Here is a 17291-nt window from a genome sequence, read left to right as displayed (position 1 = left end):
GGACTCGCTGGACCCGAACGGGCAACTCGCGCACCCGAACGGGCAACTCGCAGACCCGAGCGGGGGACTCGCAGGCCCCAGCGGGCAACTCGCGCACCCGAGCGGGCAACTCACGCACCCGAGCGGGGGACTCGCGGACCGGAGCGGGGGACTCGCGCGGTTCGTTGGGGGTCACATGCGAAACGGCGCCCCTGCGCAGTGCACAGGGGCGCCGTTCGCGTCGCAGCGGTCTGCGGCGGTTACTCCTTCTCGGCCTCGCCGGCGTCGTCGCCGCCCGCGGCGGCGATGCTCACCGGAGGAGCGTCGGGCACGTCCATCGGCTTGGCCTCACCGCGGAAGACGAACCTGGCCTTGTCGTCCTTGTCGTCGCCGGGCTCCCAGCCCTCGACGTCCACGATGATGATCTGGCCGGGCTGCACCTCGCCGAACAGGATCTTCTCGGACAGCTGGTCCTCGATCTCCCGCTGGATGGTGCGGCGCAGCGGACGGGCACCGAGCACCGGGTCGAACCCGCGCTTCGCGAGCAGGGCCTTGGCCCGGTCGGTCAGCTCCAGCTCCATGTCCTTGGCCCTGAGCTGGGTCTCCACCCGCGTCGCCATCAGGTCCACCATCTCGATGATCTGCTCCTGCGTGAGCTGGTGGAAGACGATGATGTCGTCGATGCGGTTGAGGAACTCCGGCCGGAAGTGCTTCTTCATCTCCTCGTTGACCTTCTGCTTCATCTTCTCGTAGCGCGATCCCTCGTCGCTGCCGGAAGAGAAGCCGAGGCTCACGGACTTGGAGATGTCCTGCGTGCCCAGGTTCGAGGTGAAGATCAGCACCGTGTTCTTGAAGTCGACCGTGCGGCCCTGACCGTCGGTGAGCCGCCCGTCCTCCAGCACCTGCAGGAGGGTGTTGTAGATCTCCTGGTGGGCCTTCTCGATCTCGTCGAAGAGGACCACGGAGAACGGCTTGCGACGCACCTTCTCGGTGAGCTGGCCGCCCTCCTCGTAGCCGACGTAGCCCGGAGGGGCACCGAACAGCCGCGAGGCGGTGTAGCGGTCGTGGAACTCACCCATGTCGATCTGGATGAGCGCGTCGTCCTCACCGAACAGGAAGTTCGCCAGCGCCTTGGACAGCTCGGTCTTACCGACACCGGACGGGCCGGCGAAGATGAACGAGCCGGACGGGCGCTTCGGGTCCTTCAGGCCGGCGCGGGTACGGCGGATGGCCTGCGACACGGCCTTGACCGCGTCCTCCTGGCCGATGATCCGCTTGTGCAGCTCGGTCTCCATGCGGAGCAGACGCGTGGTCTCCTCCTCGGTGAGCTTGAACACCGGGATGCCGGTCCAGTTGGCCAGTACCTCGGCGATCTGCTCGTCGTCGACCTCGGCGACGACGTCGAGGTCGCCGTCCTTCCACTGCTTCTCCCGCTCGGTCTTCTGGCCGAGGAGGGTCTTCTCCTCGTCGCGCAGGCGCGCGGCCCGCTCGAAGTCCTGAGCGTCGATGGCCGACTCCTTCTCCCTGCGGACGTCGGCGATCTTCTCGTCGAACTCGCGCAGGTCCGGCGGAGCGGTCATGCGGCGGATGCGCATGCGGGCGCCTGCCTCGTCGATCAGGTCGATCGCCTTGTCCGGCAGGAACCGGTCGTTGATGTAGCGGTCGGCCAGCGTGGCGGCCGCGACCAGCGCCGAGTCGGTGATCGAGACGCGGTGGTGCGCCTCGTACCGGTCACGCAGGCCCTTGAGGATCTCGATCGTGTGCTCGAGCGACGGCTCGCCGACCTGGATCGGCTGGAAGCGGCGCTCCAGCGCGGCGTCCTTCTCGATGTACTTGCGGTACTCCTCGAGCGTGGTGGCGCCGATCGTCTGCAGCTCGCCACGGGCCAGCATCGGCTTGAGGATGCTCGCCGCGTCGATCGCGCCCTCGGCGGCACCCGCACCCACGAGCGTGTGCAGCTCGTCGATGAACAGGATGATGTCGCCGCGGGTCTTGATCTCCTTGAGGACCTTCTTGAGGCGCTCTTCGAAGTCACCGCGGTAGCGGGAGCCCGCCACCAGCGACCCGAGGTCGAGGGTGTAGAGCTGCTTGTCCTTCAGGGTCTCGGGCACCTCGCCCTTGACGATGTTCTGGGCCAGCCCCTCGACGACGGCCGTCTTGCCGACGCCGGGCTCGCCGATGAGGACCGGGTTGTTCTTGGTGCGGCGCGACAGCACCTGCATGACGCGCTCGATCTCCTTGCCGCGACCGATGACCGGGTCGAGCTTGCCCTCCCGCGCGGACGCGGTCAGGTTGCGGCCGAACTGGTCGAGCACGAGCGAGGACGACGGGGTGCCTTCGCCACGGCCTGCGCCCGCCTCGGCCGGCTCCTTGCCCTGGTAGCCGGAGAGCAGCTGCAGCACCTGCTGGCGAACCCGGTTGAGGTCTGCGCCGAGCTTGACGAGCACCTGCGCCGCCACGCCCTCACCCTCACGGATGAGGCCGAGCAGGATGTGCTCCGTGCCGATGTAGTTGTGGCCGAGCTGCAGCGCCTCGCGCAGCGACAGCTCCAGCACCTTCTTGGCACGCGGCGTGAAGGGAATGTGCCCGCTCGGGGCCTGCTGCCCCTGGCCGATGATCTCCTCGACCTGCTGGCGGACGCCCTCCAGCGCGATACCCAGCGACTCCAGCGCCTTGGCGGCGACACCTTCACCCTCGTGGATCAAGCCCAGGAGGATGTGTTCGGTGCCGATGTAGTTGTGGTTGAGCATCCGGGCCTCTTCCTGGGCCAGGACAACCACCCGCCTCGCGCGGTCGGTGAACCTCTCGAACATTCCCACTCCCTCGACTGCTGCGCCGGCGGCCCGATCTCATCACCAACGGACTATTCCGGCAATGAGTTCGGCACCGTGAGACCACTGTAGTAGCCAGGCGCACGTGTCGGCCTACCACTACGGCGGAATGCACCCCGCCCAAGGTCGGCTTCTGATCGGCCTCGAGCCCGGCCAAGACCTGACACACAGTCCGTTTGTTGCTGGCTGCTGACGTCTGGCACAACGCAGGGGGCCCCGCCGGGATTCCGGTTGCGGATTCTTGTCCGCTCACCGCGAACAGGTGCCACGCGACATTCCCACGAACGGGGAGCGGCACTGGCGAACCACCCGGACAGCGGTAAGGTAAGGCAGACCTAACACCCGGATGGAGCAAGCGGAGGCTGTGCGTGACCGTCGACCGGTCCTTTCGTGATGCTCGACACACTCGCGCCGAGCTCGACGCGTTGTCGGGCTCGCTCACGAGAGCGGCCGGGCTCCAGGACCGGGTCGAGCTCCGCACCGACCTGCCCGCCGACGGCTGGCAACGCTGCTCCGACCTGCTCGCCCACCCGCGCGGGCTCGCCGCGTGGTGCCTCGCGCTCACCGACTGGCTCCGCGAGGAGTACGGCGACGCGCCGCCGCGCACCACCGCGAGCTACGTCATGTCCTGGTACCTGCGGGTACCCGCCTACGCGGGAGCGCTCCTGCTGCACCACGAGCGCCGCGTTCCGTCGCTGCGGCCCGAGGAGCTGGGCGTGCGCATCGCGCCGGACGGGCGGCCCGACCCGACGGGCATCGCGGTGCTGGGCACCTCCTTCTACTGCCTGCCGTTCGACCCCGGCGCAGGGCGGCCCGAGGCGACCGTCGTGGCCGACGAACGCGCGCTCGCGGCCGTGCTGAGGGCCCGCTACACGGCGCACGCCGCGCGGTTCGTGCGCGCATACGCCCCGATCAGCCCGCTCAGCACGCGCATGCTGTGGGCCGGCGCCACGGACGCGCTGGACGCCTGCCTCTGGTGGGCGGGACTCGATGGCGGCGACGAGGGCGCCGGGGTCGCCGACGCGGCACTCGTGCTCGAATCGAGGTTCACACCGCTGACCTCGGCCTCGACGCTGCGCATGGCAACGGACGAGGCGGGCCGCCGCGCATGGTGCCGCCGCCGCGAGAGCTGCTGCTTCACCTATCTGCTGCCCGGCCGCTCCGAGTGCACGGACTGCCCGCGCCTCGGTCCCCGGCCGCGCTGACGCCTCACGCCGCCCAGTCCGGCGAGCGGCCGGAGAGCCCCAGCGCCCGGTGGAGCGGTGGCGCCGACGCCGGGACGGGCACCTCCTCACCGAACACCCGCATGCTGCGCCCCTGCTCGGCCATGCCCCGCATCACCAGCTCGGCCGAGGGGCCGGTCTCGTCCGCCCGCCGCAGCCGCCCGCCTGTCGCACGCGCGAGGTCCCAGCCGTGCAACACGAACTCGCACAGCACCATCTCTCCGACCATCCGGGCCGGCAGGTCCCCGGCGCCCATCGACGTGACGCCCTCCAACGCCGAGGGCTCCCCCAGCGCGTCGGCCAGTTCCTCCGTCTGCTTCACCAGCCGCTGCGCCCAGTCACCGGTCGCGAGCGCGGCCGACTCCTCGTCGCACGAGCGGGCGGGCACCTCGCTCTTGCGCGCGGCCGCCAGCAGGGCGGGGCCCCAGTACAGGAGGTGGTTGAGCAGGCCTCGCACGTCGTAGCTCTCGCACGGCGTGGGCTCGGCCAGCTGGTCGGCGCGCACACCCCGCACCACGTCGCACAGGTCGGCGGCGGCGATCCGGATCGGTTCCCTCAGGTCGGGCATGGCGCCCATTCCACCGGCCCCCGACAGGTCTCGTCTTGAAGAAAAGCGTCAGTGGTCGCCGTTACCGTCGGCCTGTGGAACGCATTGCGCAGGGAATCCTCGACGAGCGGACGGCGGCGAGCACGTTCGAGCTGACCCGCCACGAGCCGGCCGAGCCGCTGCGCCCGTTCGTGCGGTACTACTGGATAGTCCGCTGGGACCTGCGCGGCAGGCCGCCCCATCGCCAGCGGGTCCTGCCGAACCTCTCGGTACACGTCTCGTTCTCGCGCGCGGCCTCCGGCGTGTGGGGGCCGAGCCGCGAGGTGTTCTCCTACCTGCTCGAGGGCCGCGACCAGGTGCTCGGCGTGCGGTTCCACCCCGGCTGTTTCCGCTCGTTCGCGGGCAGGCCCCCTGACGAACGAACGCTCCCGCTGGCCGACGTCTTCGGCCCCCAGGCCGTCGAGACCGAGGCAGCCGTGCTCGCGGCCAGGGCCACCGGCGAGATGGTCCGCCTCACCGACGAACTGCTGGGCAAGGACGTGCCCGAACTGGACGCAGCCGGGGCGCAGGCCCGTGAGGTCGTCCGGCTGATCGCGAGCGATCCCCTACTCACCAGGGTCGACGCGCTGGCCGACGCCACCGGGCTCTCGGTGCGGACGCTGCAACGGCTGTTCGCGGACCAGATCGGGGTGAGCCCGAAGTGGGCGATCCGGGTGCACCGGCTGAACGACGCGGCGCGGCGCATCGCCGACGACCCGGGGCTCGGCCACGCGCGGCTCGCGAACGAGCTGGGCTACAGCGACCAGGCGCACTTCGTCCGGGACTTCACCACGGTCGTGGGCACCTCCCCGGCGCGTTATGCCCGCACGCAGCGGACGGCGGGCCCGGCATGAAGCGGCGGCCTTCCCGACAATGCGGGAGGCCGCCGCCATGAATTCAGTGAAACTGCTATTTCAGTTTTTGCGGTGATAGGCGTCGACGACTTCCGAAGGGATGCGGCCGCGGTCGGAAACCTCGAAACCGTTCTTCCTCGCCCACGCGCGAATGGCCTGATTCTGTTCGCGGTCGACCGCCGCCGAACGACCCGGCGCCTTGACGGCGGCAGGGCGGCCCGCCCGCTTCCGGCCACCGGCCCGGCGCGCGTGCTCGACATACTGGGCCAGCGCATCCCGCAATTCTTCGGCGTTTTCCGCCGAAAGATCGATCTCGTAGCTCACCCCGTCAAGACCGAACTCGACGGTCTCCTCGGCCTCTGACCCGTCCAGATCGTCCACGAGGGAGACAAGGACCTTCTGCGCCATGGTTCCTCCTGTTTTAAAGCCGGCGATAGATCGCGTGGTCGCCACGCCCGGTCAAAAGCCTTTGACTTCAGACATTAATACCCGTTGCCAGGAGCAAAGGCAAATCAACATCTGCGGATACAGATGTATCGACCACAGTTATTCGGGACGGACCAGCGGGAAGAGGATCGTCTCCCGGATACCGAGGCCGGTGAGTGCCATCAGCAGCCGGTCGACTCCCATTCCCGCGCCGCCGGTCGGTGGCATTCCGTACTCAAGCGCACGCAGGAAATCCTCGTCCAGGCGCATGGCCTCGCTGTCACCCTTCGCGGCGAGCCGGGCCTGCTCGGTAAGCCTTTCCCGCTCCACGACGGGGTCGACCAGCTCGGAGTAACCCGTGGCCAGCTCAAAGCCCCGTACATAGAGGTCCCACTTCTCGGCCACGCCCTCCTGGGTGCGGTGCTGCCGGGTCAGCGGGGACGTTTCCACCGGGAAGTCACGCACGAATGTCGGGGCCACGAGGTGGTCGCCCACGAGGTGCTCCCACAGTTCTTCGACGAGCTTGCCGTGCCCCAGCTTCGGGTCGACCTGCAGCCCGCGCGACTCGGCGAACGCGCGCAGTTTCTCGACCGACGTTTCCGGGGTCACTTCCTCACCGAGCGCATCGGAGAGCGAACCGTACATTGTGATTGCGGCCCACTCGCCGGAGAGGTCGTACTCGCTTCCGTCGGCGAGCGTGGCGACCTGGGAACCGAATGCGGCCTCGGCCGCTTCCTGCACCAGCTGCCGGGTCAGCACGCCGATTGTGTCGTACGTCGCATAGGCTTCGTAGTATTCGAGCATCGCGAACTCGGGCGAATGGGACGAGTCGCTGCCCTCATTCCGGAAGTTGCGGTTGATCTCGAAGACCTTCTCGATACCGCCGACCACGCAGCGCTTGAGATACAGCTCCGGCGCGATACGCAGGTACAGATCCATGTCGAACGCGTTGGAATGTGTCACGAAAGGCCGCGCGGACGCGCCACCGTGAAGCGTCTGCAGCATCGGCGTCTCCACCTCGGTGAATCCACGCCGGTGAAAAGCATCGCGCAGCGCACGCAGAACCGTCGCGCGCGTGCGCACCACGTCACGGGCCTTCGGCCGCAGAATCAGGTCGACATAACGCTGCCGGACCCTGGTCTCCTCGGAGAGTTCCTTGTGCGCGACCGGCAGCGGGCGCAGCGCCTTGGCCGTGAGCTGCCAGCTGTCGGCGAACACGGACAGCTCACCGCGCTTGGACGTGATCACCTCGCCCCGCACGAAGACGTGGTCGCCGAGGTCGACGTCGGACTTCCACGCGGCGAGAGCCTCCTCGCCGACCTTCGCGAGGCTCAGCATCGCCTGCAGCTCCGTGCCGTCGCCCTCACGCAGCGTGGCGAAGCACAGCTTGCCGGTGTTGCGCAGGAACATGACGCGTCCGGTGACGCCCACCTGCTCGCCCGTCTGCGTGTCGGCGGGCAGGTCGGGGTGTGCGGCGCGGACCTCGGCCAGCGTGTGGGTGCGCGGCACCTCGACGGGATAGGGCTCGACGCCCGCGGCCAGGATCCGATCCCGCTTGTCCCGGCGCACCCGCATCTGCTCCGGCAGGTCGTCCTCGCTCGTGGGCTGCTCCGGGAATTCGCTCATGGGGCCTTAGGGTACGAACACCCGTGCGAGCCGTGCACACCGGTTACCCGTTCCGCGGGGTCGGCCTCAGCGCACGTTGCGCTCGTAGACCAGCCGCAGGCCCAGCAACGTCAGCTCCGGCCGGTGCTCGGTGATCGTCTCCGACTCGCTCAGCACGAGCGGCGCAAGGCCGCCGGTCGCGATCACCTCGACGCGCTCGCCCGAATCGCCTGCGAGCTCGCGCGCGATGCGCCGCACGAGGCCGTCTACCTGCCCGGCGAAACCGAAGACGATGCCGGACTGCAGGCATTCCACGGTGTTCTTTCCGATCACCGAGCGCGGCGGCACCAGCTCCACCTTGCGCAGTGCGGCCGCACGCGCCGCCAGTGCGTCGACCGAGATCTCGATGCCCGGAGCGAACGCCCCGCCGAGGAACTCACCCCTGGCGGAGATGGCGTCGACGTTGGTGGACGTACCGAAATCCACCACCACGCACGCGGTGTTGTGCAGGTGGTGCGCGGCCAGCGTGTTCACCAGCCGGTCGCCGCCCACCTCCTTCGGGTTGTCGACCAGCAGCGGGACTCCGGTACGCACGCCGGGCTCCACCACGATCTTCGGCACCCTCGGGTAGTACCTGCCGAGCATCACGCGCAGCTCGCGCAGGACGGCGGGAACCGTCGACAACGCGCTGATGCCGCTCACCGAGTCGGCGTACTGGCCGAGCAGCCCGCGCATGGTGAGCGCCAGTTCGTCGGCGGTCATCCGCGCGTCGGTGCGCATCCGCCAGTCACGAACGAGCTCGGCGGACTCGCCCCTCCCCGAGTAGAGGCCGAGCACGATGTTCGTGTTGCCGATGTCGACGGTGAGGAGCAATAGTGTCCCTTCGCGGGAGGATGGTGGGGTTATCCGTGGATCCAGGTGTTCGTCGGCAAGGCGCGGGAGCGTCCCCGTGTTGGACACACTTGGGCGCTTCCGCAACGCGGCCGACCGGCAGTTGGGCCGCGGAGAGCCGTGCTGAACCTTTCTGGAAGGAGCATTAGCTCTCCGCGTGCAGGAGGGCGTCCAGGCGGGCGGCGTCGACGGTCTCCGCCACCGGGAACGCCTGCGGCTCTCCTACCTGCGGGCCGATCGGCAGCGCGCCGCTGACGAGGCCGGTGCCGTCGGGCGCCTCAGTGGGGTCGCTGCCGAGGTTGACGATGCGGTTGTCGGCGTCGACGAACACGATCTTCGGCTCGAACGACGCCGCCTCGGCGGAGTCCATCTGCCCGTAGGCGATCAGGATCACCAGGTCACCGGGGTGCACCAGGTGTGCGGCGGCACCGTTGATCCCGATGACGCCGCTGCCCCGCTCGCCCTTGATGACATAGGTCTCCAGCCGCGCACCGTTGGTTATGTCCACAATGCACACCTGCTCGCCGGGCAACAGGTCGGCGGCCTCCATGAGCTCCTCGTCGACCGTGACCGAGCCGACGTAGTGCAGGTCTGCCTGCGTCACCGTGGCTCTGTGGATCTTCGACTTCAGCATCGTGCGGTACATCCGGGACTCCCTCTATACCCCTGCGTCCTCAGTGGACAATTGTGAGCCGTACTCGGCGGCGGCGCCGAGCAACACGGCGACGTTGTCGATCAACCGGGTCTTGCCGACCCTCGCGGCGATCAACAACCGTGCCTCCCCATCGACGGGCGCGGGCCCCAGGTCGGTTCCCCGCAGTTCCAGGTAGTCCACCTCGACCTCGGGCCGGGCGGCGAGCGTCTGCCCCGCGGCGTCGAGCACGGCCTCGGCACCGAGCCGTCCCGCGTGGGCACCGGCGACGAGCGCGGACGAAAGCACCACGGCCTGCTCGCGCTCCGGCTCGGAAAGGTAGACATTGCGCGAGGAGAGCGCGAGCCCGTCGGCCTCCCGCACCGTGGGCACGCCCAGCACGCGCGTGTCGAAATCCAGGTCCCGCACCATCTTCTTGATCAACACGAGCTGCTGGTAGTCCTTCTCCCCGAACAGCGCGTAGTGCGGCCTGACGATGTTGAACAGCTTGGACACCACCGTGAGCACGCCCGCGAAGTGGCCGGGCCGCGACGCGCCCTCCAGCTCGTCGCCCAGCGAACCTGGCTGCACGGTGACGCTCGCGTCCTCGGCGTGGAGGTCGTCCGCCTGCGGCGTGAACGCGATCTCGACGCCCATCTCCTCGAGCACCTCGAGGTCACGCTCCAGCGGCCTCGGGTACGCCTCGAAGTCCTCGCCGTCCCCGAACTGCAGGGGGTTCACGAAGATCGACGCGGCCACCACGGTGTTGGGCAGCCGCTTTGCCCTGCGCAGCAGCTCGCGATGCCCCGCGTGCAGAGCGCCCATCGTGGGAACCAGCGCGACCTTCCGGCCGACCGCGCGCAGCGCCGCCGTCACCTTCGTGACGTCGGACGGCGCGCGATAGGTGTTGAGCGTTCCTCGGGTGAACTTCGGGGCTGTCATGGGGTTTCACGTCCGTTGTCGAGGAGTTCGTGGAGCTCGGCCGCCGCGTCGGCGCCGAGCAGTCCGGCGGCGGTGGCCCTGGCGGCGGTCCTGCGCGCGAGCGTGGCGTACGTGGCGGCCACGTCCGGCGCCTCGTCCGCCAGCACGGCGAGGTGCTTGGCGACCGTACCGGCGTCGCCCCGTGCGACCGGGCCGGTCAGGGCGCGGTCTCCGTGCCGCAGCACGTTGTCCAGCGCGGCGGACAGCAGCGGGGCGAGCAGGCGTTCGGCATTGCGCACACCGCCCGCCCGCAGCAATTCAACACTGTCGGCCACGAGCGTGATCAGGTGGTTGGCGCCGTGGGCGAGCGCGGCGTGGTAGAGCGGCCTGGCGGCCTCCGAAATCCGCACCGGCTCGGCGCCCATCTCGACCGTCAGCGCCTCGCCCACGTTCCAGGCCGCCTCGTCGCCCTCAGCGGCGGTGACGCCCACGCTGCACGTGGCCAGCCGCTCCAGGTCCTCCTCGCGGCCCGTGAACGTCAGAACCGGGTGCAGGGCCAGTGGGAGCGCCCCGAGTTCGGTGGCAGGGCTCAGGATGCCGATGCCGTGCGCACCCGAGGTGTGCACCACGATCTGGCCAGCCCGCAGGGCACCAGTCTTGGCGAGGCCGCCCGTCATGGGCCCGAGCGCGTCGTCCGGCAGCGCGAGCAGCACCAGGTCGGCGCGCCGCGCGACCTCGTCGGGCGGAAGGAGGGGAACACCGGGCAGCAGCCGCTCCGCGCGCCGGACGGAGGCGTCGGAAACACCCGAGGCGGCGACCACCGTGTGGCCCGCCCTGGTCAGCGCCGCGCCCAGCACGCTGCCGACCCTGCCCGCGGAAACGACGCCCACCGAAAGCCGGGCGGGCCGTGCCATCGCGGTCATCGCGCACGCCAACGGACGCTCATGGTCAAACTCCCAAGCTCGTTCCAGTCCCGCTCTTCGGTCGCGGGTACCAGACGACGGCGCGAGAGTAGCCTCCGAACGCGCCGGTAACGGCCACCAGGTGACGAGCTTCACCCGGCCCGGGTCACCCCGTCCGGCCCGCCGTGGCGAGCCGGACCGCCTCGGCGCGGCTGGCCCGCACCACGTCGACCAGCTCCTGCTGACGCTCCTCGCTGAACGGCCTGCGCCGCAGGAACGCCAGCTCCGTGACACCCGCCTGGTACTCCGCGACGGCCCTCGCCGCGGCGCGGCCCGACTCCCTGCGCGCCTGCCGCCGCCACCGGCGCCGCTCGTTCAGATCGGCGAGCAGATCGATCTCGGACCTCGCGATCCATCCCGCGGCGGCCATGCTCGGCAGCGCGGCGGCGATGATCCGCTGCTCACGGCGCCGCTGCCACAGCACGAGCAGGAACACGCCGACGAACATCGGCACCATGATCAGGAAGTAGACGTTGAGGAACGCGGTGGCCCCGCCGAGGACCGCCGAGGCGTTCCACAGCGCGTGCAGGCAGACCGCGGCCACGTAGGCGGCGAGCGGCAGCAGGACCCGCAGCGTCCTGCCGTGGGTCTGCGCGGCGATGCCGAGGCCGATGCCGGTGAGCACCGTGAACAACGGGTGGGCGAACGGCGAGAGCACCCCGCGCAGGATGAACGCGGCGACGACGCCAGAGCTCAGCCCGTCGCCGAAGCCCTGCTCGGCGAATGCCCTGCCGAAGTAGTAGATGTTCTCGGTGAACGCGAACCCGGCCGCGCTGAACCCGGCGTAGACGATCCCGTCGACCACGCCGTCGAACTCGTGCGAGCGCCGCCAGAGGATCACCACCACGGGCACGGCCTTCATGAGCTCCTCGACCAACGGCGCCGAGACCACGGCGCTCACCTTGCCGCCGTTGCCGGAACCGAGCAGCAGGTCACCGACCGTCTCGGCGGTGTCGTTGATCAGCAGCGCCGAGAGCGTCGCGACGCACGCGCCCCACAGGAACGTGAGCAGCAAGAGCTTCGCGGGCTCGGGCTCCCAGCGGTCGATCCAGAGGAACGCCGCGGTGACGACGGCCACCGGCACGACCGCGGCGATCACCCCGATCACCACGGCGAGCACGCCGACTCTGACCGTCGCGAACGCCACCACGAGCAGCCCGCACAACGCGACGCCGACCAGGCCGACGACCGGCAGCAGCACGGTGATCCTGCGGGGCGTGTGCCGGCGCAGGTGCTTGACGGGCCGGCTGGTGATGGGTCCGCTCACGCGGGCACCCTAGCGTCGGCGGCCGTCAGTCCTCGGCACGACGCCGCCTGCGCGGCGACGAGTCACTCGACCCGTGTGCCGCGAGCAGCTCGCTCACCGACTTGCCTTCGGCGTGGGACCCGCTCGGCTCGGCGGGCTCGGGAGCCCTGCGCCTGCCGCCACCGCTGGAGCCGTTGGTCTCCTGCCTGGCCCTGCGCCGCCCCGACTCGCCTGGCTCCGAGGCCGTGAAGCCCTGCCACGGCGGGTCCCCTTCGGCCCTGCGCCGCCTGCCGCCACTGGAGTCGCCGTCGCCGCCGCGCCGTCGGCTCACCGGCTCCTCGTCGTGGTCGGCCTTGCGCCTGCGCCCACCGGAACGGCCCTGGAGGTCGCGGATCTCGGGCGGCAACGTCGGGTTGAGGACCGTCTCAGCGGGCTCCGGCTCCTTGCCGGGCTCGGGCTCCGTGACGGGCTCCGGCTGCCCGGCGGGCTCCGGCGGGACCCGGGGCGAACCGGTGTCCTTCTGCCGCGCGGGTGGCTCCGGTTCCGGGGTTTCGTCGGCGGCCTCCCAGGCCGGCGTCCAGTCGGGGTCGACGCTCCTGGCGTAGGTCGTGGGCGGCTCGGGCTTGGCGGGCTTGCGCTGCGGCGGCTCGACGCTCGACGCCGGCCTGCCCCTGCGCAGCGGCTCCATCGAGGGCCGCGTCGGCAGCGGCTCGGGGCGTGGTTCGGGGCGCTGCGGCGCGTGCTGCGGTTTCGCCGGCTCTGGCTGCTGCGGCGGGCGCCCGGCGACGGGGCGCTGTTCTGGCCTCGATCGCTCGGCGGGAGGTTCCACGGGCCGCTCGGCGGGTTTCCGGACCGGCTGCTGCTGCGGGCGCGAAAGCTCCGCGCGTGCCATCTCCGCTCGCGCCAGCTCGGCGGCCTTGGCCGCGCGGGCCGCGGACGCACCGGCCTGGCCGGTGGGCCGGACCCGCCGGGTCGGCAGGTCGGCACGCGGCGGCTCGACGGGCTGCTGGGATGGCCTGCTCTCCTCGACGGGGCGCGCGGGCCTCGGCACGAACGCCGTCTTCGGCTCCTGCGGCTTGGGCTTCGGGGGCGGCGTCTGCTGCGGACGCCGGGGCGGCCGCAGCACGACGTCCGGCTCCTTGTCCCGCACCCGGGTGATCAGCTCGGTGGGCCGCTCGCCGACCTCGGCGCCGTTCTTGCCCGCCGTGATCTGCGCGGGCACGCTGCCGTTCGGCTCGCCCGAGGTGACGATCCTCGCCTCCTCGCCGATCGAGCGCATGCGGGTGGACTGCGCGGTGAGCGCGACGCGCTCCCACAGCACCTCGCCGCCGAAGAGCGCCTGCAGGCTCTCCCGCAGCGCGGTGACCTCGTTGCGCAGCGCCTCGAGCTCCTCACGGGACTCTTCCTCGACACGTTCGCGCGTCTCCGCCTCGATCTCCAGCTCGAACTCACGCCTGGCCGCGATCTCGCGTTCCAGCTCCAGCTCGTAGATCTCCTGCGCCTGCGCGGCGGCCTCTCCGGTCGCGGCGGCCTGCTTGCGATAGCGCACGGCGACGAACGCACCGATCAACGCCGCCCAGAGGGCCGCGACGATCCCGAGCCGCAACCATCTGAGATCCTCGGTGAGAACGAGGACCAGTGTCGCGCCGATGGCGAGGGCGAAGCCCGCGGCCAGCCACGGCCTACCGGAAGAGTGGCCGCGCGAGTCGTCACCCACGCCAGTCATGCCCAACACCGTACCTTCTAGTAATCCATCCGAGACCTTGTCGGTACTTCGAGCGGTGGCTTTGGCGCGTTAACCGGTCACTCTCCGATCGCGATCATGATCACGGGATTCCGGTGCCCGACAACAGTGCTCCAGCCACAGAGCCGCGGCGATGAGCGCGGCGGCACAACCGGCGCCGACGATCGCGGCGGGCAGGTCGTCGGACGCGGCGGTGAGCTCGTCGGAGCGCGGCGCGAGATAGGCCACACCGGCGAGCCAGGCCCCGAGCATCAGGGCTCCGAGCAACGACGACGCCTTGGCGAGCGCGACCGCCCGCGCGATGCCGATGCCGGTGACCACGCGGCCGCTGCGGATCCGGTTGCGCACCACGAACGCCAGGACGAGTTCGCCGACGGCGAGGACGAGCAACGTGGCGCCGGCCAGCGTGGGCAGGCTCGGCATCGCCTCGTAGGCCGCCTCGAACAGGAAGTAGACCAGCCCGAGGCCGATCACCCCGGCGACGAGCAGTTCCCGTGGCCGAGTGAAGTGCATGCCCCCACCGTAGCGGCAGTGAAGGCCACCTTGCCTGCGTTGAACGCAGGCAAGGTGGCCTTCACTGCAGTGGCGCGCGATGCTTGACCCTCCAGAGGCTGGAGACTGCAGCCTGGATGTCGTGCAGGGGGTAAGCGTGTTCACGATCGGGGAGCTGGCCAGGAGAACCGGGCTGCCCGTCAAGACCATCCGGTTCTACTCCGACGAGGGCCTGCTGCCTCCCACCGACCGTACCCACGCCGGATACCGGCTCTACGACGCCAAGGCGCTCGCGAGACTCGAACTGGTGCGCACGCTCCGCGAGCTGGGCATCGGGCTCGCCGACGTCGACAAGGTGCTGGCGCGGGCGGAGAGCATCTCAGCGCTCGCGAGCAAGCACTTGGAGGTGCTCGACGAGCAGATCCGCGTGCTGCGGCTGCGCAGGGCGGTGCTGCGGGCGGTCGCCAAACGACAATCCGAACTGGACGAGGTGCAGCTGATGAACAGACTGGCTTCGATGTCCGACGAGGAGCGCAGGCGCCTCGTCGACGAGTTCTGGGACGAGGTCACCGAGGGCCTCGACGTGGACTCCGAGTTCTACGCCCACATGCGCTCGGCCAAGCCCGAGCTGCCCGACGACCCTTCGCCCGAGCAGCTCGAGGCGTGGGTGGAGTTCGCGGAGCTGGTGCAGGACGCCGACTTCCGCGCGCTCATCCGCGGCATGGGCGAGCAGCAGGCGGAGCGCCGCGCGAGGGGCCAGGACATCGACACGTTCTCGCAGGCCCAGAAGGACGCCTGGTGCGGCTGGAGCGAGCGGGCACAGGCGGCGCTCGACGCGGGCCTGCCGCCGGACAGCGAGGAGGGGCGCGCGCTCGCCGACGACGTCGCGCAGCTCTCGCGGGCAGACGGTGAGACCGACACCCCGCAGTACCGCGCGAAGCTCGCCGAGCAGCTGGCGGCGGGTGCCGACCCGCGCGGCGAGCGGTACTGGCAGCTGATGGCGATCATCAACGGCTGGCCGCCGGTGCCCAGCCAGAACGCAGCGGCGCAGTGGATCGTCGCCGCGGTGCGCGCGTCGATCGGCTAGTGCCCTCCGCCGGAAGTCTGTTGCTTGAGTCGGTGGATCCAGGTTTCCGCTGGCAAGGCGCCGGTTCGTCCTCGTACTGGGCCGTACTTGGGCGGACCGGCACCGCAGCCGGCGGGAAGCTGGGCCGCCGAATTATGTGGCGAACCTCCGGCGGGGGGGGACTAGAGGATCAGGTCCTCGCGGAGGCGGACCCCGGCGCGGTCGGGCTCCGGCAGGGCGGCGAGCAGGTCGGCCGCCCTGCCCCTGCCGGGCACTTCGGCCTCGGGGTCGATCTCCAGCCACGGGATCAGCACGGTCGCGCGGTCGCCGGTTCCGGGGTGCGGCAGCAGCAGCTCGGGATCGTCGGAGCGGACACCGTCGACGGTGACCACGTCGACGTCGAGCGTGCGCGGGCCCCAGCGCTGTTCCCGCACTCGCTCGGCCTGGCGCTCCAGCTCCTGCCCTTTCCGCAGCCACGCCCAGTGGTCGCGGGCGGGGTCGTCCACGACGCAGACGGCGTTTAGGAAGTCAGGCTGGTCCTCGACGCCCCACGGCGCCGTCTCGTACACCCCGGACACGGCGACGAGCACGTCCCGAAGGCCGTCGACGGCAAGTCGGAGGTAGCCGAGCCGGTCGCCGAGGTTGGAGCCGAGCGAGAGGACCGCCCTGCTCATCGGTCACGCCGGACGGTCACGGCCACGTCGGCGAAGTCGAGCGGGATCGGCGCCGAGGGCTTGTGGACGGTCACCTCGACCGCGGAGAGCCGCTCGTCCTCCATGACCTCGTCGGCGATCCGGCCCGCGACGCTCTCGATGAGGTCGTACGGCTCGCCGCCCACGATGCCGGCCACGAGCTGCGCCAGCTCGCCATAGTGGAGTGTGTCGGCCAGTTCGTCGGACGCGGCTGCGCGCGCGAGGCTCAGCCAGGCCGTGACGTCCACGACGAACTCCTGCCCGTCGCGCTTCTCGTGGTCGAAGACGCCGTGGCGGCCGAAGACCTTGAGGCCGGTCAGCGTGATCCGGTCACCCACCGGACGCCTCCCGCCAGGCGGCGGCCACCTTCACGGCGTCGAGCGAAGCGCCGACGTCGTGCACCCGCACGCCCCAGGCGCCGGCCTGCGCGGCGAGCGCCGACACCGCCGCTGTGGCGACCTCGCGGCCGGACGGCGGGCGCGGCTCGCCTTCGGCGTCGGCCAGCAGCCGCCCGAGGAAACGTTTGCGCGAGGCCCCGACCAGCACCGGGAAGCCGAGGTCGAGGAACACGTCGAGGCTGTGCAGCAGGGCCCAGTCGTGCTCGGCGCGCTTGGCGAAGCCGAGCCCCGGGTCGAGCACGATCGCCTCCGTGGCGACGCCCGCGGCGAGCGCGTCGTCGACCCGCGCGCACAGCTCGTCGCGCACCTCGGCGACGACGTCCTTGTACTCGGCCAGCGCGTTCATGTCCTTGCTGTGGCCGCGCCAGTGCATCAGCACGAACGGCGCACCCGTCTCGGCGGCGACCTTCGCCATGTCCGGATCGGCGAGCCCTCCGGAGACATCGTTGATCACCTGCGCGCCGGCCTCGATCGCGGCCGCGGCGACGGCGGCACGCGTGGTGTCGACGGACAGGACGAGCCCGTCGGCGGCGAGCGCGCGCACCACGGGCAGCACCCGCGCAGTCTCGGTCTCCGCGTCGACGCGCTGCGAACCGGGCCGCGTGGACTCGCCGCCGATGTCGATGATGTCAGCGCCCCGCCGCCACATCGCGTGTGCGTGCGCGAGCGCGTCCTCCCGGCTCAGGTACCGGCCACCATCCGAAAAGGAGTCCGGGGTGACGTTCAGCACGCCCATGACGGCGC

17 protein-coding genes are annotated in these 17291 nt (G+C 70.6%); 3 read left to right on the top strand and 14 right to left on the bottom strand.

The annotated features are described in order from the left end of the window. Positions 1–239: 239 nt before the first annotated feature. A complete protein-coding gene (locus FCN18_RS18365) occupies positions 240–2792 on the bottom strand; it encodes an ATP-dependent Clp protease ATP-binding subunit (RefSeq protein ID WP_112264871.1) in 2553 nt (850 codons plus the stop codon). A 386-nt stretch (positions 2793–3178) separates the two neighbouring features. Between FCN18_RS18365 and FCN18_RS18360 the strand changes: the two genes are divergently transcribed. Next, on the top strand, positions 3179–4015 hold the full coding sequence (locus FCN18_RS18360) for a (2Fe-2S)-binding protein (protein WP_112264872.1): 837 nt from the start codon (positions 3179–3181) through the stop codon (positions 4013–4015). A 4-nt stretch (positions 4016–4019) separates the two neighbouring features. Here the strand turns inward: FCN18_RS18360 and FCN18_RS18355 are convergent, their stop codons facing one another. Beyond that, positions 4020–4601, bottom strand: a complete 582-nt coding sequence (locus FCN18_RS18355; RefSeq protein WP_137095687.1) for a TIGR03086 family metal-binding protein — start codon at positions 4599–4601, stop codon at positions 4020–4022. Positions 4602–4675: 74 nt separating this feature from the next. On the opposite strand from FCN18_RS18355, the gene FCN18_RS18350 reads away from it, so the two are divergent. Then, positions 4676–5473 (top strand): AraC family transcriptional regulator, encoded by a 798-nt coding sequence (locus FCN18_RS18350; protein WP_113643176.1) that lies wholly within the window; start codon positions 4676–4678, stop codon positions 5471–5473. Positions 5474–5533: 60 nt separating this feature from the next. Here FCN18_RS18350 and FCN18_RS18345 read toward each other — a convergent pair whose 3' ends face one another. The 9 genes from FCN18_RS18345 to FCN18_RS18305 all read right to left on the bottom strand — a co-directional run bounded on the left by FCN18_RS18345 (position 5534) and on the right by FCN18_RS18305 (position 14412). Then, positions 5534–5881 (bottom strand): histone-like nucleoid-structuring protein Lsr2, encoded by a 348-nt coding sequence (locus tag FCN18_RS18345; protein WP_110343842.1) that lies wholly within the window; start codon positions 5879–5881, stop codon positions 5534–5536. A 138-nt stretch (positions 5882–6019) separates the two neighbouring features. Next, positions 6020–7525: a lysine--tRNA ligase gene (lysS, locus tag FCN18_RS18340; RefSeq protein ID WP_113643177.1), complete on the bottom strand. Its 1506-nt coding sequence runs from the start codon at positions 7523–7525 to the stop codon at positions 6020–6022. A gap of 66 nt (positions 7526–7591) precedes the next feature. Continuing rightward, a complete protein-coding gene (locus FCN18_RS18335) occupies positions 7592–8377 on the bottom strand; it encodes a type III pantothenate kinase (protein WP_112264878.1) in 786 nt (261 codons plus the stop codon). 163 nt (positions 8378–8540) lie between these two features. After that, a complete protein-coding gene (gene panD / locus FCN18_RS18330; protein ID WP_112264880.1) occupies positions 8541–9041 on the bottom strand; it encodes an aspartate 1-decarboxylase in 501 nt (166 codons plus the stop codon). 12 nt (positions 9042–9053) lie between these two features. Next, the gene (panC, locus tag FCN18_RS18325) at positions 9054–9968 is read right to left on the bottom strand and encodes a pantoate--beta-alanine ligase (RefSeq protein ID WP_137095686.1); all 915 of its coding nucleotides are present in this window, start codon (positions 9966–9968) and stop codon (positions 9054–9056) included. Continuing rightward, entirely contained in the window at positions 9965–10861 is an 897-nt protein-coding gene (locus FCN18_RS18320) for a Rossmann-like and DUF2520 domain-containing protein (protein ID WP_112266595.1), read from the bottom strand. Before FCN18_RS18320 ends, panC begins: the two co-directional genes overlap by 4 nt. Before the next feature lie 154 nt (positions 10862–11015). Further along, complete coding sequence (locus FCN18_RS18315) at positions 11016–12110, bottom strand: PrsW family intramembrane metalloprotease (RefSeq protein WP_112266596.1); 1095 nt, start codon at positions 12108–12110, stop codon at positions 11016–11018. Positions 12111–12201: 91 nt separating this feature from the next. Further along, positions 12202–13881 (bottom strand): DUF6779 domain-containing protein, encoded by a 1680-nt coding sequence (locus FCN18_RS18310; protein WP_137095685.1) that lies wholly within the window; start codon positions 13879–13881, stop codon positions 12202–12204. Between the two features lie 69 nt (positions 13882–13950). Next, positions 13951–14412: a DUF3180 domain-containing protein gene (locus FCN18_RS18305; RefSeq protein WP_137095684.1), complete on the bottom strand. Its 462-nt coding sequence runs from the start codon at positions 14410–14412 to the stop codon at positions 13951–13953. 121 nt (positions 14413–14533) lie between these two features. On the opposite strand from FCN18_RS18305, the gene FCN18_RS18300 reads away from it, so the two are divergent. Continuing rightward, on the top strand, positions 14534–15478 hold the full coding sequence (locus FCN18_RS18300; protein ID WP_369973603.1) for a MerR family transcriptional regulator: 945 nt from the start codon (positions 14534–14536) through the stop codon (positions 15476–15478). 161 nt (positions 15479–15639) lie between these two features. On the opposite strand, the gene folK is transcribed toward FCN18_RS18300, so the two are convergent. The 3 genes from folK to folP are packed head-to-tail and all read right to left on the bottom strand — an operon-like array spanning position 15640 to position 17283. Continuing rightward, entirely contained in the window at positions 15640–16131 is a 492-nt protein-coding gene (gene folK, locus FCN18_RS18295; protein WP_112264890.1) for a 2-amino-4-hydroxy-6-hydroxymethyldihydropteridine diphosphokinase, read from the bottom strand. Continuing rightward, complete coding sequence (gene folB, locus FCN18_RS18290; RefSeq protein WP_112264892.1) at positions 16128–16487, bottom strand: dihydroneopterin aldolase; 360 nt, start codon at positions 16485–16487, stop codon at positions 16128–16130. The genes folK and folB overlap by 4 nt, the downstream gene beginning before the upstream one ends. Next, on the bottom strand, positions 16480–17283 hold the full coding sequence (folP, locus tag FCN18_RS18285) for a dihydropteroate synthase (protein ID WP_112264894.1): 804 nt from the start codon (positions 17281–17283) through the stop codon (positions 16480–16482). Before folP ends, folB begins: the two co-directional genes overlap by 8 nt. Positions 17284–17291 lie beyond the last annotated feature (8 nt).

The sequence above is a fragment of the Prauserella endophytica genome (assembly GCF_005146945.1).
GTDB classification, from domain to species: Bacteria; Actinomycetota; Actinomycetes; order Mycobacteriales; family Pseudonocardiaceae; genus Prauserella_A; species Prauserella_A endophytica.
The sequence above is the reverse complement of the archived record's forward strand: the minus strand, read 5'-3'. Positions and strand labels throughout refer to the sequence as shown.

What these genes read in the sequence shown, in the direction of transcription:
- FCN18_RS18310 (WP_137095685.1), bottom strand. Translation starts at nt 13,881, where the DNA reads ATGACTGGCGTGGGTGACGACTCGCGCGGCCACTCTTCCGGTAGGCCG.
- folP (WP_112264894.1), bottom strand. Translation starts at nt 17,283, where the DNA reads ATGGGCGTGCTGAACGTCACCCCGGACTCCTTTTCGGATGGTGGCCGG.
- FCN18_RS18365 (WP_112264871.1), bottom strand. Translation starts at nt 2,792, where the DNA reads ATGTTCGAGAGGTTCACCGACCGCGCGAGGCGGGTGGTTGTCCTGGCC.
- panD (WP_112264880.1), bottom strand. Translation starts at nt 9,041, where the DNA reads ATGTACCGCACGATGCTGAAGTCGAAGATCCACAGAGCCACGGTGACG.
- panC (WP_137095686.1), bottom strand. Translation starts at nt 9,968, where the DNA reads ATGACAGCCCCGAAGTTCACCCGAGGAACGCTCAACACCTATCGCGCG.
- FCN18_RS18305 (WP_137095684.1), bottom strand. Translation starts at nt 14,412, where the DNA reads ATGCACTTCACTCGGCCACGGGAACTGCTCGTCGCCGGGGTGATCGGC.
- FCN18_RS18355 (WP_137095687.1), bottom strand. Translation starts at nt 4,601, where the DNA reads ATGCCCGACCTGAGGGAACCGATCCGGATCGCCGCCGCCGACCTGTGC.
- lysS (WP_113643177.1), bottom strand. Translation starts at nt 7,525, where the DNA reads ATGAGCGAATTCCCGGAGCAGCCCACGAGCGAGGACGACCTGCCGGAG.
- FCN18_RS18320 (WP_112266595.1), bottom strand. Translation starts at nt 10,861, where the DNA reads ATGGCACGGCCCGCCCGGCTTTCGGTGGGCGTCGTTTCCGCGGGCAGG.
- folK (WP_112264890.1), bottom strand. Translation starts at nt 16,131, where the DNA reads ATGAGCAGGGCGGTCCTCTCGCTCGGCTCCAACCTCGGCGACCGGCTC.
- FCN18_RS18345 (WP_110343842.1), bottom strand. Translation starts at nt 5,881, where the DNA reads ATGGCGCAGAAGGTCCTTGTCTCCCTCGTGGACGATCTGGACGGGTCA.